At 66.2% G+C, this 16,181-nt stretch carries 13 protein-coding genes; 1 reads left to right on the plus strand and 12 read right to left on the minus strand.

Features of this window, described 5'->3' with window-relative positions; genetic code table 11:
• Positions 1–4: 4 nt before the first annotated feature.
• The 8 genes from ACFCVM_RS14765 to ACFCVM_RS14800 all read right to left on the minus strand — a co-directional run bounded on the left by ACFCVM_RS14765 (position 5) and on the right by ACFCVM_RS14800 (position 9,476).
• Positions 5–247 carry a hypothetical protein gene (locus ACFCVM_RS14765; protein ID WP_375837282.1) on the minus strand — a complete coding sequence of 81 codons (243 nt, stop codon included), beginning with the start codon at positions 245–247 and terminating at the stop codon, positions 5–7.
• A gap of 687 nt (positions 248–934) precedes the next feature.
• Entirely contained in the window at positions 935–2,200 is a 1,266-nt protein-coding gene (locus ACFCVM_RS14770) for a Glu/Leu/Phe/Val dehydrogenase (RefSeq protein WP_375837283.1), read from the minus strand.
• Positions 2,197–3,063, minus strand: coding sequence for an alpha/beta fold hydrolase (locus ACFCVM_RS14775; protein WP_375837284.1), 867 nt, complete (start codon positions 3,061–3,063; stop codon positions 2,197–2,199). The genes ACFCVM_RS14770 and ACFCVM_RS14775 overlap by 4 nt, the downstream gene beginning before the upstream one ends.
• A gap of 79 nt (positions 3,064–3,142) precedes the next feature.
• Positions 3,143–4,720 (minus strand): ABC transporter substrate-binding protein, encoded by a 1,578-nt coding sequence (locus tag ACFCVM_RS14780; RefSeq protein ID WP_375837285.1) that lies wholly within the window; start codon positions 4,718–4,720, stop codon positions 3,143–3,145.
• Between the two features lie 139 nt (positions 4,721–4,859).
• A complete protein-coding gene (locus ACFCVM_RS14785) occupies positions 4,860–6,713 on the minus strand; it encodes a dipeptide ABC transporter ATP-binding protein (RefSeq protein WP_375837286.1) in 1,854 nt (617 codons plus the stop codon).
• Positions 6,710–7,573 carry an ABC transporter permease gene (locus tag ACFCVM_RS14790; protein WP_375837288.1) on the minus strand — a complete coding sequence of 288 codons (864 nt, stop codon included), beginning with the start codon at positions 7,571–7,573 and terminating at the stop codon, positions 6,710–6,712. The genes ACFCVM_RS14785 and ACFCVM_RS14790 overlap by 4 nt, the downstream gene beginning before the upstream one ends.
• On the minus strand, positions 7,570–8,529 hold the full coding sequence (locus ACFCVM_RS14795; protein WP_375837289.1) for an ABC transporter permease: 960 nt from the start codon (positions 8,527–8,529) through the stop codon (positions 7,570–7,572). The genes ACFCVM_RS14790 and ACFCVM_RS14795 overlap by 4 nt, the downstream gene beginning before the upstream one ends.
• The gene (locus ACFCVM_RS14800; RefSeq protein ID WP_375837290.1) at positions 8,526–9,476 is read right to left on the minus strand and encodes an isoaspartyl peptidase/L-asparaginase; all 951 of its coding nucleotides are present in this window, start codon (positions 9,474–9,476) and stop codon (positions 8,526–8,528) included. The genes ACFCVM_RS14795 and ACFCVM_RS14800 overlap by 4 nt, the downstream gene beginning before the upstream one ends.
• On the opposite strand from ACFCVM_RS14800, the gene ACFCVM_RS14805 reads away from it, so the two are divergent.
• Complete coding sequence (locus ACFCVM_RS14805) at positions 9,444–10,526, plus strand: LysR family transcriptional regulator (RefSeq protein WP_375837291.1); 1,083 nt, start codon at positions 9,444–9,446, stop codon at positions 10,524–10,526. The two genes, ACFCVM_RS14800 and ACFCVM_RS14805, sit on opposite strands and share 33 nt — an antisense overlap.
• On the opposite strand, the gene ACFCVM_RS14810 is transcribed toward ACFCVM_RS14805, so the two are convergent.
• The 4 genes from ACFCVM_RS14810 to ACFCVM_RS14825 form a co-directional block, all read right to left on the minus strand.
• A complete protein-coding gene (locus ACFCVM_RS14810; protein WP_375837292.1) occupies positions 10,527–12,491 on the minus strand; it encodes a CocE/NonD family hydrolase in 1,965 nt (654 codons plus the stop codon).
• A gap of 75 nt (positions 12,492–12,566) precedes the next feature.
• Positions 12,567–13,631, minus strand: coding sequence for a proline racemase family protein (locus tag ACFCVM_RS14815; RefSeq protein ID WP_375837293.1), 1,065 nt, complete (start codon positions 13,629–13,631; stop codon positions 12,567–12,569).
• Entirely contained in the window at positions 13,628–14,545 is a 918-nt protein-coding gene (locus tag ACFCVM_RS14820; RefSeq protein ID WP_375837294.1) for a dihydrodipicolinate synthase family protein, read from the minus strand. Before ACFCVM_RS14820 ends, ACFCVM_RS14815 begins: the two co-directional genes overlap by 4 nt.
• A gap of 17 nt (positions 14,546–14,562) precedes the next feature.
• A complete protein-coding gene (locus ACFCVM_RS14825; RefSeq protein WP_375837296.1) occupies positions 14,563–15,804 on the minus strand; it encodes an NAD(P)/FAD-dependent oxidoreductase in 1,242 nt (413 codons plus the stop codon).
• Positions 15,805–16,181: the final 377 nt, after the last annotated feature.

Raw genomic sequence — 16,181 nt, forward strand, 5'->3', positions numbered from 1 at the left:
CTGGCTACTCGACGGCCGTGATCTCCACGATTTCGCCTCGTGCTCGATATGCGTCCGCAAGAGCTTGGACGATGTCGTCGAAGCTCTGGATCGCTACGACTGAGTCGCGGACATTGCGGAGCTGAGACGCACCCGGAACGCTCGGAAGAATGTTGTCGTGTAGGTCGTCAATGAGATCCGGACGATCGCCGCCGGCGAAGATGACGTCAACTTGACGGTTGGCTCGGTCGGTTCGAATAGTCAGCATCGTTCGATTCTGCAGTACGCGGTACCGGTCCTCGTTCAGCGACGCACGATAGCCCCCAAGATTCGAAACGACTGCGGTGGCTCCGTCTCATGTGTGCCACCACCCGACGCCTGGTGTGCTCAGCGTTGACAACAACGGATGGAGCCGGAGGTCAACTCGCGTAGCTATTTGTCACGCCGCCTTCGACAGGGTCGACCTCGAGGAACCGACCCTAGGCGCGTACTTGTTGGCGGACTTCCACCTCGATCGTCGTGATCGAACACGCATGCTCGGTGAGGTTGCGGTGCTGGCCGGGCCAGCATCCCACATGCTTGTCCGGCCGGGGATTCCATTCAGTCGGTTGTGATGCCCGAGAGCGTACTTCGCTCCGCCTCGACGAGTACCGGGATCAGAGCGAACACGAGCGCTTCGTCACTGTTCGTGGGCGTGAAGTCCTCGGGAACGCGGGCGCCGCGCCGTTCGGCAAGAAGTTCTGCCTGCTTCCTCACGCGCTCGCCGCGCTATCCCGGTCACCGGCTCGCAGTCCCTTGCGAACACCGACCTGAAGCGAACGTTCCACCAGCCGATCGACCGCGTCCGCATGACAGGCTTGGTCACCGTCTCCGAATCAACCGCAGCTGGAAGTCCCCTGCTCTAAGCGCGTGGGATCGGGATCCATCGTGAAACACCGAGGCTCGGATGCCGCGATCAGGGGTAGAGCCCGCGCAGCTTGTGCGCTTCGGCGACGCGTTCGACGGCGAGCGCCGTCGCGGCGGTGCGAAGCGAGAGCCCCCGCGCCTCGGCGTAGCCCAGCACGTGCTGCCACGCGCTGAGCATCCGCTCCTCCAGTCTGGACTCCACCTCGTCGGCGCGCCACCAGTAGGCCTGGTTCGCCTGCACCCATTCGAAGTACGAGACGATGACGCCGCCCGCGTTCGCGAGGATGTCGGGCACGACGAGCACGTCGTTCTCGCGGAGGATCCGGTCGGCACCGGGCGTCGTCGGGCCGTTCGCGCCCTCGACGATGACGGTGGCCCGCACCGTCGCCGCGTTGCCCTCGTGCAGCACGCCCTCGACGGCGGCCGGCACGAGCAGGTCGACGTCGAGCGTGATGAGCTGTGCGCCGTCGATCGCCTCGGCGCCGGCGAAGCCGACGACCGAACCGGTGGCGCGCACGTGGTCGGAGAGCGCCTCGATGTCGAGGCCCGCAGCGTTGAACACCGCGCCGTACTGGTCGCTGACCCCGGCGACGGTGACGCCGGCCTCTGCGAGGAACCGCGCGGCATCCGCACCGACCTTGCCGAAGCCCTGCACCGCTGCGCTGGCGCGCGACGGCTCGATGCCGCGGTGGCGGAGCGCGGCGAGCGCGATGTGGGTCACCCCACGCGAAGTCGCGCTCGCCCGCCCCTGCGAACCGCCGAGCGCGATGGGCTTGCCGGTCACGATGCCGGGCACCGTGTAGCCGCTGGTCACGGAGTAGGTGTCCATGATCCAGGCCATCGTCTGCTCGTCGGTGCCGATGTCGGGCGCGGGGATGTCGCGCTCCGGGCCGATGATCGGCAGGATCTCGCTCGTGTAGCGACGGGTCACGCGCTCGAGCTCGGCCTTGGAGTGCTCGCGGGGGTCGATCGCGAGTCCGCCCTTCGCGCCGCCGTACGGCACGTCGAGCAGGGCGCACTTCCAGGTCATCCACATCGCGAGCGCCCGGACCTCGTCGAGGTTCACGTTCGGCGCGTAGCGCAGGCCGCCCTTGGCCGGTCCTCGCGAGAAGTTGTGCTGCACGCGGTGGCCGATGTAGAGCCGGCTCTCACCCGAGTCCATGCGCAGCGGCACCGCGACCGTGAGCTCGCGGCGCGGGGTCGCGAGCATCTGGTGCAGTCCGTCGGTGTAGCCGAGCAGGCCCACCGCCTCGGCGAGCTGGGCGCGCGCGTCAAGCAGAGGCGTCGCTTCGGGCGCGGCAGTCAGGACCGTCATCGGACCGTCACCTCCGCGACGAACTGCTGCACTTCGTCGGCGGTCCGCAGCGGTCGTTCTTGCCCGATCGAGTGCCCTGTGTCTTCGATACCTACGCAGCTGCCACTGGGGGCAAGCGCCGCAAGTCGCGTGGCCGCGTCGAGCATCACCGAACGCACCTGCTGATCGCCTCGCAATCCGATGAGATACCGAACGGGCATCGGGTCGGGCTTCGCCTCGAGCTGCATGATCAGCGGGCGACTCTCCCGGATGTGCTTCAGCTCGCGGCTTGTCGTCCTGAGGTCGGCGCTCGTCCAATGGTCTTGTAGCGCGATGTCGAACTGTCGCTCGGTGTACCTCGGCCAGCGGCCGTCTCGGAATCGCCGGAGCAGCCTTGACCGCCCACCGAGCAGCACCTGGAGATGCCACCACCAGTGCATGACGCGGACTGGACGAAGTGAGGGCCCATCGAATACTGCGGACAATGTGGGATCGACGTACATGAGCGCCTTCACCCGCTCGGGCGCTCTTGCCGCAAGCAGCCGAATGATGTTCCCACCCCAGCTGTGGCCGACGAACACCGCCGGCTCGTCGATGCCGAGTGAGTCGAGCAGCTGCAGGGCATCGGACGTGAGGTTCTCCAGCGTGCGGGGGGCGCGAGACGGATCGCTGCCGCCGAGACCGGCACGGTCGTAGGCGAGCGTCCGGGAGGTTTTCGAGACGAGCTCCTGAACTGCGACCCATATGCCGGCCGCATCGCCGCCGCCGCATTCAAACACGACCAGCGGCCCGGAATCCCCTCCCGTCACGTAGCGCATCGATCGGCCATCCGACAGGCGAATTCGGTGTTCGGACAGCCCCTCGCCAGCATCCCGTGACGACATCTCGTTTCCTCCTCATGGAACCTCGGGGTGGGGCGGCCGAGCGGCCGACCCACCCCGGTGTATCAATCCGCGCTGCGTACTACTTCGGTGAGATCTGCGTGACGAACGGCGTGTGATCGGTCGAGTAGGCGTTGAAATCCGGCCACGCGAACCCGTCTGCCAGAGCAACATTGATATCGCCGGCGTACAGGGGCACGTAGGGCATATCGTCGGCGACGATCGCAAGCAGCTCGGAGTAGAGCACGAATCGCGCGGCCGGGTCGGTCGTCGCGTCGGCGGCCTTGATGAGCGCGTCGACCTCAGGGTTGACGTAGTCGGCGAAGTTGTTCATTCCGACGGCGGTCGCGGAGCTATCCAACGCGATGCTGGGCATGCCTCCCGCATCAGGCGTCGTGTTGTTGAAGTAGGTGTACCAGAGTGGCATGTCAGTGTGCGGCTTCGAGAAGCTGGTCTGGTACTCGGCGTCGGACAGCACCTTCACGTCGAGATCGATGCCGATCTCCTTCAGCTGTCCGGCGATCGCCTGACTGGTCTCGGTGAAACCGCCGCGGGCGGACGTCTTCAATTCCGCGCTGAACCCGTCCGGATAGGCTGAGAGCGCGAGCTCCTCTTCCGCCTTCGCGAGGTCGAATTCGTAGCTTGGCAGCGACTTCATCAGGGCGTCGACCTCGTCCTGCGAGGCGATCGATAGCAGCTGCGTCGGTGGGATGATGGTCGAGTCGGGCTCGGCGGTGCCGCCCATGACGTTGATGAGATCCGCCTTGTTGATGGCATAGGCCACCGCCCGTCGGACGTGCACGTCATCCCAAGGTGCCACAGTGTTGTTCATGATGAACAGGCCCTGGCGGGTACCGGGCACGCTCGTGACCTCGGTGTCAGCGGTCGTCTCGAACGAGCGGACGTCGGTGGGGAAGGCGAGGTCGACCTCACCCGTACGGAAGGCCAGCGCAGCGCTGTTCTCATCGGAGAACGACTGCAAGGTGACCTTGGCGATCTCGGGCGTACCTCCCCAATAGTCCGGGTTCGCTACGAAGGTCGCGACCCCATTCGTCGCGTCGATCTTCTCGATGACGTACGGCCCGGTCCCAATCACTCCGACTCCTGGCTTCCCGAAGTCGTCCTTGTGCTCCGCTTGGTGTTCGGCATCGAAGATGTACCCGTTCATGGCGAGGACGTACTGGAAGCTCGCTGTCGGGGCGTTGAGCGTGATGACCACGGTTTGCTCGTCCTGGGCGGTCACGTCTGCAATCGCCGCGTACCTCCACGATTCCGAGAACTCCGGGTCGCGCTCGTGGTCCAGCGAGGCGACCACGTCGGCGGCAGTGAGACTACGGCCGCTCGAGAAGGTCACGTCGTCCCGCAACGTGTACACGTAGGTGACGTCGTCGACCTGCTCCACGGACTCGGCCAGATTCGGCTCGACCTCGCCGGTCGGGCTGAGCTTCATAAGAAACTCCTGTACATAGGAGTTCACCTGAGCTGCCATACCGCGGCCCGGGTCGATATTCGACACGTCGAGGCCGACCGCGGCGATACGGAGCTGTTCGGCTGAGCCACTGCTCGTATTTCCCGTGTTCGTGCACCCGCTAACGAAGAGGGCCACCGCCAGCGCTGCAGCGGCCAGCTGCCCGCGGGTTCGGAGTCGGTTTCGCTTCATTGCTTGCCACCTGTTCTCTGTGATTGCGTGGAGCCTCTGGCTGTGCAACGGTCTCACGGTTGCCATGGGCGAGGTAGACGGACCTGGTTTCCGAAAGGCAAAGGCGAACTTTGAGCTCACGACCCGGTCGTTTGATCCGCTATGAGGTGAGAGCCGCCGCGCGACCGTCGAGCCAGCTCGCCGAGGCGTGCGGTACGGACTCGAGCAGCGTCTTCGTGTACGGGTGGCTTGGGGCGCCCAGCACTGCGTCGACGTCTCCCGACTCGACCACTGCTCCGTGCCGCATGACGTATAGCCGATCGACGACCTGGCGGACGATCGAGAGGTCGTGCGTGATGAAGAGGTACCCGATCCCGTGTTCCTCGCGAATCGCCGAGAACAGGTTGAGCACCTGCGCCTGCACCGACACGTCGAGCGCCGCGACGGGTTCATCGCAGATCAGCAGTTGTGGACGCACGGCGAGTGCCCGCGCGATCGCCACCCGCTGGTGCTGGCCGCCCGACAGTGCGACCGGTTTGCGTTGGGCGTAGCCAGCATCAAGGCCGACGGACTCCAATAGCTCGCCGACTCGGCGCTGGACGTTTCGGCCGGACGGATCGTGGATGCTCACCGCCTCAGCCAAGGTCGAGCCGATCGTGCGCATGGGGTTGAGCGACGAGTATGCGTCCTGGAAGATCATTTGGACTGTGCCGCGCAGTCGGATGCGATCGCGTGCGCTGAGACTCGACCAGTCGGATGCGTCGATCCCGGCGATCTCGATGTGGCCCGAGGTCAAGGTCTCGAGGCCGGCAATCGCCCGGCCGAGGGTCGTTTTGCCCGAACCGGACTCGCCGACGAGGCCGACACCGTCGCCTGGGCCCACCGCAATGGAGACGGAATCGAGGGCCACTACCGGGCCCCGGCTGCCGCCAAATTCTTTCCGCGCCTCGGAGACCACGACGAGCGCTTCTGCCGGCTCCCGCACCGCGGGAATGACGGCTTCGGCCTCTGCCGAGTTCCGAACAATCCGCATTTCATCGCGGATCTCTCCAATTCGGATGCACCGCGTGTGCCGGTCCGTGCCGACCTCGTGAAGTGGCGGCCGGCCCTCCCGGCACGCGTCAGTCGCCCACGCACACCGCGCCGAGAACGGGCAGACGCCGGCAACCTCGGCGGCGGGTGGGACGGAGCCCGGGATCGCTACGAGCTCGGCCACGCGCCGATCCGCGGGCGGCTCGGATAACAGCAGCCCCTGGGTATAGGGATGCAGCGGCTCCACTTCGAGCGATTCGGCCCCCGCAGCCTCGACCATCACGCCGGCGTACATGACGTGCACGCGATCGCACATCGAGAATGCAATTCGGAGGTCGTGGGTGATGAGGATGAGCCCCATGCCCCTCGCTTCTTGCAGTCGCTTGATAAGCGCAAGGATCTCGCGCTGCGTCGTGACGTCGAGGGCGGTCGAGGGCTCGTCTGCGATCAGCAAATCGGGCTCGCGAGCGAGCGCTGCCGCGATGGCGATGCGCTGCCGCATGCCGCCAGAGAGCTGGAACGGGTAGCGATCGACGACCGTTTCGTCGGTGATTCCGACCTCTGCGAGCCGCCGGATCACCTCGCGCCGACGCTCGGCACGGCTCATCCGCTTGCGGTCCTCGGCGCGCAGCGATTCCTCGATGATGCGGCCGCAACGGAAGACCGGGTTCAGCATCGTGAATGGGTTCTGCATGATGAGCCCGATGCGTCGTCCGCGTACAGTCCGCCATTCCGCCTCGGTCTGTGACAGCAGGTCGATCCCGTCGAACGTCGCCGAGCCGACCGCCTCGAGGCCTCGCGGCAGCAGGCCCACCAGCGCCTTCGCGGTCATGGACTTGCCGCTGCCGGATTCACCGACAATCGCCAGCGACTCGCCGGGTGCGACGGAGAGCGCCGCGTCGTCGACGATGAAGCGGCCGGCCTCGCCTATCCCCCCGGTGATCCGCAGCCCTTCGACCTTGAGACCTGCACGTTCGGTCATCGGTTCGCTCCCCGGCTCGAAAGGCGCTCGTAGAGCCAGTCGCCCACGATGCTCACGGACGTCGCCGTCACGACGATCATCAGGGCTGGTGCGAGCACAGCCACTGGGTTGACGAAGAGCACGCTGCGGCTCTCACTGACCATGAGGCCCCAGTCGGGCGTGCCGGCTGGGACGCCGAGTCCCAGGAAGGACAGCCCGGCCAGGGCGACGAGTGCGCCAGCGAAGGAGAGGCTTAGGTTGGCGGTTGCGATTGGCGCGACGTTCGGCCAGATATGGGTCAGCATGATCCTCCGGTCGGAGACGCCGATCGACCTCGCGGCCTCGACGTATGGGCGGGGGGTTTGCTCGAGTGTGGCCCCGCGGATGAGCCGCGCGTCGGCGGGCGCCGAAAGGATGATGAGCAGCACCACAGACAGCCAGTACCCGCCACCGAACGTTCCAGCGAAGACGATGACGACGAGCGTGCCCGGCAGCGCGAACATGAGGTCGACCCATCGCATGACGAACGAGTCGGTGCGACCGCCACGGTACCCGGCGATGAGCCCGAGGATGTTGCCGATAAGCGCTCCGCCGAGCGCGATCACGAGCGGCCCGACGACTGCGCTGCGCGTTCCGGCGAGGATGCGGGAGTAGACGTCCCGGCCGAGGGAGTCGGTACCGAGCCAATGCTCGGGCGACGGCGCTGACAGGCCGAGCGCGAGGTCTTGCTGCGCCGGATCAATCGGGGCGATCATGCTCCCGAAACAAGCGAGGAAGGCGGTCGCGGCGACGATGGCGAGGCTGACCGCTACCGCCCAGTTTGGCCTGAATCGGGGACGTTCGAGACGCGCGGCTGCTGCGGTTGCCAATAGCGCGGTCATGCGAGTGCCCGGTTCCTGACGCGCGGGTCAACGGCGATGTAGGCGAGATCTGCGAGCAAGTTGAATCCCATCACGATGAGGGCGATGAAGACGGTGACCCCCTGGATCATCGGCAGGTCCTGCGAGTTCGCCGCCTGTACGACCAGGTCGCCGATGCCGGCGATGGAGAAGGTCACCTCGACGAACACCGCACCGATGAGGACGTTCGCGAGCAGCATCGCACTGATACCGAGGATCGGGATCAGTGCATTGCGGAGCACATAACGGAAGAGCACGTCGGCGTTGCCGAGTCCGCGCGCTCGGGCGAACATGACGAAGTCCTGGTCGAGCACTGCGATCACGGCAGCGCGGGTGTTCTTCACGATGAAGGCGGACCCGACGACCGCGAGAGCCACCGCGGGGAGGGTCAGGTGCCACAGCCGGTCGAGGAAGCCGTCACCGGCACCGAACGCCGGGAACCACCCGAGCGCAACGGAGAAGATGTAGAGGACGAACACCCCGCTGACGAAGGCCGGGGTGCTGAGGCCGACGATCGTGAGCCCCACGAGGCCCCGATCGATCGTCGACCGCTGCCGGAACGCGGCAATGACGCCGATCGTCAGGCCGATGACCAGCATGAGGATGAACGCGTAGACCGCCAGGAACACGGTGACGGGGAGGCGCGCGAGGATCTCGTCGGTCACTGGGAGCGTGGTCTGGATTGATTCGCCGAAATCCAAGTGAAGGGCGCCCTGGAGCCAGTACCAGTACTGGGCGAGGAAGGGCTCGTCGAGGTGGTACTTCGCCTCAAGCAGCGCAACCGTCTCGGGCGTTCTCGGCTGGTTGCCGAGGAGGACATCGACGGCCGAACCCGGCGCGAGATAGACGAGCGAGAACACGAGGAATGACACGACGAACAGCAGTGCGACGAGCGCGAGCAGTCGTCGCGCAATGAAAGCAAGGAGGGCGCGGTTCATCGGCGAAGCTCGACGCCCGGCCATTCGACACGGGTGCTCTGCTCTCGGACGGGTGCCTCGTCGCCCTCGCGCATGACCACCCAGCCGAGCTCGGGGCCCGTTGTGAACGAGGTGACCTCACCGTCCCGGGTGATCGCAAGCATGTTCATGATGGCGGAGTCGGGGAAGTCGAGCGCGATCGGCAGGAGGTCCTCGATCGCTGCCCGGCCCGCCTCGATGAGGGGCTGCCCAGCCGCGAGCCGCGAGATGAAGTCGCGCACGAGCCCCCCGCGGATCGACACCTCGCCGAGCCCAGTACATCCAGCGGCTCCATACCGGTTGTCGGCGTAGATCCCCGCGCCGACCACGGGTGAGTCGCCAATGCGGCCGGGGTGTTTCCAGGCCCAGCCGCTAGTGCTGACGGCGCTGGCGAGATTGCCGTGGACATCACGGGCGACGACGTTCACAGTGCCGTGGACGTGCTCGGGATCGGCGGCGAGCGCGGTCAACTGAGCGAGTGGTCCGCGGAACAGCTCGAGCTTGCCGGGGAGGAGACCATCGATGCCGTCCTGCCAAATGCGCCGAGTCTCATCAGTGAGCAGTTCCTCGGACGACATCCCGATCTCGCCAGCGAAGCGCGCGGCGCCTGCGCCGGCGAGGAAGGTGTGGGGCAGCCGTTCCATGACGGCCCGCGCAACGGAGATAGGATGCCGGAACCCCTCGAGCGCGCCGACTGCACCGACGCGGCGGCGGGCACCGTCCATGATCGCGGCGTCAAGCTGCACTTGCCCAAGCAGGTTGGGGTACCCGGAGTAACCAACGGAGTGGTCCGCCTCGTTGTCCTCGACCAGGCGCGTCGCCGCCTCCACGGCGTCGATCGCGCTCCCTCCAGCGCTCAGGATCGCCCACGCCGCCGGCAATCCGATCTCAGCGTTGTGACTCCCAGCGACTACTGCATCGTACGACAATTCCGACTCCCAACGACCAGCCGCGAGAGCACCAGCGGCCTCGCGATTGGTCGAGTCTGGCACAGGCAAGTTAGCGGTGGTAGCTTTGTTTTCCTTAGCGAAACCCAAGGAGTAGTTTTGACTCTACGCCAGTTGCTCTACTTCCTCGGAGCCGCCGAACTCGGTTCGTTCACAGCCGTCGCAGTGAGAATGCAGGTGACACAGCCGGCCGTGGCCGAGCAGATCCGGCAGCTCGAGCGGTTCCTTGAAGTCGACTTGTTCGTGCGCCTCGGTCGCGGGGTCCGACTCACCCAGGCCGGCGAGGAGTTCCTCGCCCACGCCCGACGGGTGACTGCGGCGGCGGAGGACGCCCAGAACAGTGTGGTCGGGATGCGAAAGCTCCTCGGCGGTACGGTCACGTTCGGATCGTTCGGCGCCCCCGCGCACTATGGGGTCGCCGAGCTGGTTCGCGACTTCGCCGCAGCCCACCCTGCCGTGCGGCTCCGGCTCAAGGGCCGAAACTCCTCGGAGGTCGCCGATGCCGTGCGGGCGGGCGACGTCGAGGCGGCGCTCGTCGTACTACCGGTCAATGACGACGGCATCGACGTCGAGCCGATCGCGCGCGACGAGGTGCTCTACACAAGCGCCGATCCCGCGCAGACTCGGCTCCCCATGACAATGGCGATGATCGCCGCCACGCCGATGGTGCTCTACGAGGCACAATTCGCGGAGCACGACCCAACGCGTCGTCAGCTCGCCGAGCGCGCACAATCGGAGGGCATACGCCTCGAGCCCCACTTCGAGGTCGAGCACCTCGACACCGCGGTGCAGCTGGCCTCGGGCGGGGTCGCGAACACGTACGTGCCGCGAGCGGTGACGAGCTCCCCGGGGTTCCCCGGCAACCTCTCGACCTGCTCGTTCGAGCCGCCGATGTACGATACCTTCGCGATCATCACGAGGCGCGGGTCCCGGATCTCACCCGCGACGCGCGAGCTCGTTCGTCTCGTCGTCCGTCACATGCGCACCGTAGCGAACCCGGTCCGTAAGGCGCCGGCCGCCCCAGATGTGTGATTAGTCCGGCAGAATCGGCAGGGTGATGCTCGATCCGTGCACCGCTCCATAGTGGACTGAGTTGCGGGCGACTACGCCTTCTGTCTCGTCGAAGTTGTTGCCGCCCGTGTTGAGGTTGCGCTCGTACATCGGGAAGCTGCTCGACGCGATCTCAAGCCGAATGCGGTGCCCTTCGAGGAACCGATTGCCAGTGACCATGTTCGGCAGGACGATCTGGTACACCGTCCCCTCCTCGGCGGGCTCGGGTGCGTCGAACCCGTCGCGGTACCGCAGGCGGAGCCCGTCGTGGGCGAGGTTAATCGCCCGGCCGTCGGGGTACACGTCGACCAGGCGCACGATGAAGTCGGTGTCCTTGACTGATGTCGAGACGTGCAGGTCCACCTTGATTGGTCCTACGACGGTGACCGCATGCTCGAGCTGTGGGGTGCTGTAGACCAGTACGTCCCTGCGGGCGGAAACGGGGCGCTGATCGATCGCGGCGTGGAAGCCGAGCTCATCGCCGAGGCTCGGCGTCGGGTTCATCGGGTCGTAAACGAAACTGTCGACGAGGTCGTTTGCCGGCGAGTCGGTCGAGAGACCGCCGGCCTCGTTTCGACGCCAGGCATCCGGGTCTTCCGTGAGGTGGTAGGTCGTCGGCACTGTCCGTGGCAGCGGCCAGGTGTCGGCGCCGACCCAGCCTTGGTTCATGATGAACAGCTGCACCTTCGGCATGTCGGTGATGCCGTTCTCGCGACCGCGCACCCATTTGTCGAACCATGCCAGGTACAGCTTGGGGTAACCGTGGTCGACGCCGCGGTAGCGCACGTCACCGAGTTCGAGGTCGCCAAAGGTGAACGACCGCATGTCGGGCGCGGGTGTCGCGTCCATTTCGGTCGTCGTCATCCCCGCGAACATCTCCTTCGCGAGCGCCTTCGTGATTTGGTACGGGAGCTCCTGCCAGATTGCGCAGTGCGGTCCTCCGCCCATGATCAGGTACTGGTCGGGGGTGTTCAGGCTCTGCAGGTAGGCGAACAGGCGCGTGGTTTCACCGGAGGCGAGATCGTGCCAGCTGTTGATGTGCAGGGCGGGAACTCTAGGCTCATCGCCGGCTCCGATGAACTCGACCTCGTCCCACGCGTGGTCCGCGGGAGTTCTGGTCATGTAGTCGTCGAAGGGCGTCAATGGGCCTCCGGCCTCGCGGAGGACGTCTTTGCTGGGCAGGTGGCGCAGCCGCTCCGGAGAGTCAGGGCGCCACCCGCGCCGACCCGAGAGCGCGAAGTACGCGCGGATGCGCTGGCGCTCCTCCTGTGTCGAGCCCGACGGGAGCATTAGCCGTTCAGTGGGGACGTACCGGCCGTACCACAGCGCCCAGTTCGCCAACATCGGGATGCCGCCGCGGTAGAACGCGCCGCGGGTGTCGTTTCCTGGCAAGTTGCCTACCGCGGTGCCGGACGAGCCAGGCACCATCGCCGAGTGAGCAGGGTTGTTCCCCGATGCCATCGCCCACTGATGCTCTCCGGAACTCGAACAGCCGATCGTGCCGACTCGGCCGTTCGACCACGACTGCCGCACGATCCAGTCAACTGTGTCGGATCCGTCGGTGCTCGCGCCCTGCAGGTAGTTGTCGAAGCTCCCCTCTGAGAGGAGCAGGCCGCGCTCGTTCTGTACGACGACGGCGTAACCCTGCCGGGCGAAGTAGTCGACCCACTTCGTGCGCACCGAACCTTCACCGACGTCTTTGTCGTAGGGCGTCTTCACCAGCACGGTGGGCAGCTTCCCGTCTGCACCCGTGGGCAGGTAGACATCCGTCGACAGCCGTACACCATCGCGCATGGGGACGTAGATTTCCTTCTCGACCTCGAAGTCGACGAAGGTCGCTTCGGGGAGCGCACTCTGCCAGTAGGCCTCATCCAGTGACATCGATCTCGTCCTCTCGTTCTTCGATTCCGCGGGCAGCTCGACGCCTGCCCGCTCGCGTCTCATCATCACCGAACATGGTCCGCGAACACGCCGCGGTCCCAGGGACGGACACCACCGATGGCTGCAGATCGGTCGCGCCCGTCATGCCGTTACCGAAGACCAGATGTCTCCGACCGTGTAGCCGGTCGGGAACAGGTCTGTCTCGTCGACGACCCATTGTGCGCGGCCGGTGATCCACGCTCGGCCGGTGACCGTGGGGAGCACGGCGGGCAACCCGGCGACTTCCGTCTCACCGGTAAGCCGCCCGAGGAACTCACTGTTGACGATGCTGCGGTGCCGGAATTCCTCACCGAGAGCGAGCTGCCCGCGAGCGTGGAGCGCCGCCATTCGCGCGCTCGTACCCGTGCCGCACGGCGACCGGTCGAGCGTCCCGGTCCACGTCGCGGGATCATCGGCACGCATTGGGCCGTTCGTGATGACCACCGTGTTGCGGTCCTCCCGGCCGGGCTCGCGGTCACCACTGTGGAGCATGACGAGATTCACGCCGTCGATCTCGGGATGGAGCGGATGAGCGACCCGGACCTGCTCTGACGCCGCGAGTTTGATGAGCGCACCGATACGGGCGAGTTCCCGGCCGTGTTCCTGCCGGAGCTCGATCCCGCAGTCCTCTGCCTTCACCTGTGCAAAGAACTGGCCTCCGAAGACGATGTCGGCCGCCACTGTGCCGATGCCGGGGACCTGTAGCGGAACATCCAGGCCGACTACGAACGCGGGCACGTTTGCGACGGTGACCGACGTGACCTTTCCGCCGGACACGTGTGCCACCGCGCGCACCACACCCGCAGCGGTGTCGATGGTCACCTCCGTGATCGGCTCCTGCATGGTGATCAACCCGGTCTCCAGCACGGCAGTCACTGCACACATCGTGTTGCTTCCTGACATTGGCGTGAATCCGCCCTGCTCGAGGATGACGATGCCGAAGTCGGATCCGGGCGTGACGGGGCTCAAGACGAAGACGCCGCACAGCCCCGGATACCCGCGTGGCTCGTGGAGCAGAACCTTCCGGAGGTCGTCCAGATTGTCGCGGCAGTACATCAAGCGCTCGGCCATGGTCGCCCCCTGGACGAGGACGTCTGCGTTCATCACGACCCGTCCCGGCTCACCTTCGGCATGCACTTCGACGGTGTCGAGCGTGAGGACAGTCATGCGGCCTGGCCGGTCAGGACGCCAGCATCCTCCAAGATGTGGGCGAGTCGCTCGCGGTCGTTGGCGGGGAGCGACTGGATCGGGCGGCGCGGCGGGCCGACCGGATGGCCGACGAGTTCGAGGCCGGCCTTGACGCCGGCGACGTAGTTGACCGATTCCAGGAAGTCACTGAGCTTCCAAAGGTGCGTCCAGAGCGCACGGGCTTCGTCGAGGTCTTTGCGCACCGCGAGTGCGTCCCAGAACTCGACGGCGAGTTCGGGCACGATGCCTGCGAGCCCCCACACCGATGCTTGTGCGCCGGAGGCGATGCCGAAGTACGTCAGCGTGTCCCATCCGTTGAAGGCGGTGATCCGGTCGCCGTAGCCGGCGAGGAGGGCTGCGAATTCGACGGCGTCGCCCGAGGTGTCCTTGAGGTAGTCGATGCCGGGTATGTCGCCGAGTTCGGCGATCTGCGCCGCCGCGAGCCGGATCCCGGTCGCGCCGGGCACGTTGTAGTAGACGATCGGCAGCGTGATGCTCTCGGCGACGTCGCGTAGGAACACCTTCAGCGCGTCGAAGCTCAGTGGGTCGTAGAAGGGCGGGACGAGCATGATGGCGTCCGCCCCGGCGGCCTCGGCGTGCTGGGCGAGCTCGATGGCCTTCTCGGTCGACATTGCTCCGATGCCGGAGACCACGGGGATGCGTCCGGCGGCGGCCTGTACGTACACCTCGGTCACGTGCTTGTACTCGGCGTCGGTGAGGGTGGGAAACTCGCCGGTAGTTCCGGTCGGAACCAGCCCGTGGATTCCCGCGCCAACGAGGCGCTCGACTTGCCGGGCGATTTCCTCCTCGTCGACGGCAGCCCCGTCTGCGGTGAACGGGGTGGTGACGGCGGCGAGGATGCCGCGCAGCTCAACTGTCCTGCGACGATTCATGATGGTCCTCTCGTGACTCAACGGGCGCCGCGGAAGCGGCGGGGGGTGAAGGGGGCCAGACGCTGCGAGTCGGTGCCGCGCAGCATGAGATCGGTCATCGCGGCCGCGGAGCCGGGCGCGAGGGTGACGCCGAGCATCCCGTGCCCTGTCGAGACGTATGCGTTCGAGAGCGGGCCGAGCTTGCCCATGATCGGAAGGCCGTCCGGCGTCATGGGGCGCATTCCCGCTCGTGCTGCAACCGGAGCCTGCGGCGGGATCCAGTTGCGGAAGTACGCCTCCGGCGCGCGGAGGATTGCTTCGACCCGGACGGGGTTGACATCCTCGTCGAGACCACCGAACTCCATCGTGCCGGCGAGGCGGAGGTTGCGGCTGAGCGGGGAGACGGCGACCTTGGCATCGGAGAGGTTGGTCGCGCTCCGCAGGCCGAGCGGCTCGATGTCGATGCTGTAGCCCTTCCCTGGCCGCACCGGTAGCGGCACCCCGAATCGCCGCGACAGTCCGCCCGTCCAGGCTCCCGCCGCGAGCAGGAAGGCATCCGCCGAGAACGACCGTCCAGCTGCGGCGACGCGGGTAATGCGTTCTCCGGAGCGCTCGACGCGATCGACCGGCGCCGCCTCAACGAGCTCGACGCCCATCTCGACTAGACGCCGGTGCAGCGCTCCGACCAGCGCACTCGGATCGACGTGCCGCTCCTTCGGGAAGAATAGACCGCCCTCCACTGCGTCAGAAAGCAATGGTTCATGGTCGCGGACGGCATCACCTTCGAGCACTGACGGTTCGAGCCCGTAGCGCTTCACCAGATCGAGATGGGTGAGGTGGTGGTCAAGGTTCGCACGTCGTGTGAAAGCCATGAGCAGGCCGGCGGTGTGCATCTCGAAATCCATACCGTCCGCCCGATAGTCATCAAAGGACTCGATGGTTCCCTCAGCAAGCGCGAGGTGTCCCGCGAAGCCTGCCCGCTGATCCCGAGCGTTGGACGCCCGCCACAGTCCGAACATGAATGACAGGAACTGAGGATGCAACGACGGCCGGATGTAGAGCGGGCTGTCGGGCCGTAGCATCCACTTCAAGCTCGTGAGCACCACGCCCGGCCCGGGCACCGGCGCCGCCTCCGCTGGCACGATCCATCCGGCGTTTACATCAGACGCCCCGAGACCGGTCTCTCGTGCGTCGAGAAGTGTCACCTGTGCGCCTTCGCGAGCGAGATGGTACGCAGTGGCGAGCCCGATGACGCCTCCGCCGATGACCACGATGTGCATGTGCCCCTTTTCGCTTAGCGGGGCCGGCCCTCCCTCGGCCCCCTCGTTGAGACTTCCACGGCGGGACTCAACAAGGTAGGTTTAGTTTCCTTTAGAAGGCGAAACTAGAACTTGGCCAAATGGCGGAGGCTAAAGCTTGTTCCGTGCTGATTCGCCGACCTCGGCGGGAGTATGCGACGCGGTCGAGCGTCTCACACCTCGGGATGTGCGCATCGCCTCGCATTTTCTGCAGCGGGCCGCGCAGCCGAGCTGACTGACCGAACTGCTCATCTGGATGCGTGCCCGCAGGGTACTGGCGAGTGCCGACACGACCTGGGACCCGGCCACCCGCTGGGCAGGCCTCGATACCGGGCTCCCCCACCTCGATTGTTCGTCCC

The sequence above is a fragment of the Agromyces sp. NPDC056389 genome (assembly GCF_042262385.1).
In the GTDB taxonomy this organism is placed as follows: domain Bacteria; phylum Actinomycetota; class Actinomycetes; order Actinomycetales; family Microbacteriaceae; genus Agromyces.

Coding starts and splice junctions, on each gene's coding strand:
- ACFCVM_RS14765 (WP_375837282.1), bottom strand. CDS start 247: ATGCTGACTATTCGAACCGACCGAGCCAACCGTCAAGTTGACGTCATC.
- ACFCVM_RS14770 (WP_375837283.1), bottom strand. CDS start 2,200: ATGACGGTCCTGACTGCCGCGCCCGAAGCGACGCCTCTGCTTGACGCG.
- ACFCVM_RS14775 (WP_375837284.1), bottom strand. CDS start 3,063: ATGTCGTCACGGGATGCTGGCGAGGGGCTGTCCGAACACCGAATTCGC.
- ACFCVM_RS14780 (WP_375837285.1), bottom strand. CDS start 4,720: ATGAAGCGAAACCGACTCCGAACCCGCGGGCAGCTGGCCGCTGCAGCG.
- ACFCVM_RS14785 (WP_375837286.1), bottom strand. CDS start 6,713: ATGACCGAACGTGCAGGTCTCAAGGTCGAAGGGCTGCGGATCACCGGG.
- ACFCVM_RS14790 (WP_375837288.1), bottom strand. CDS start 7,573: ATGACCGCGCTATTGGCAACCGCAGCAGCCGCGCGTCTCGAACGTCCC.
- ACFCVM_RS14795 (WP_375837289.1), bottom strand. CDS start 8,529: ATGAACCGCGCCCTCCTTGCTTTCATTGCGCGACGACTGCTCGCGCTC.
- ACFCVM_RS14810 (WP_375837292.1), bottom strand. CDS start 12,491: ATGATGAGACGCGAGCGGGCAGGCGTCGAGCTGCCCGCGGAATCGAAG.
- ACFCVM_RS14815 (WP_375837293.1), bottom strand. CDS start 13,631: ATGACTGTCCTCACGCTCGACACCGTCGAAGTGCATGCCGAAGGTGAG.
- ACFCVM_RS14820 (WP_375837294.1), bottom strand. CDS start 14,545: ATGAATCGTCGCAGGACAGTTGAGCTGCGCGGCATCCTCGCCGCCGTC.
- ACFCVM_RS14825 (WP_375837296.1), bottom strand. CDS start 15,804: ATGCACATCGTGGTCATCGGCGGAGGCGTCATCGGGCTCGCCACTGCG.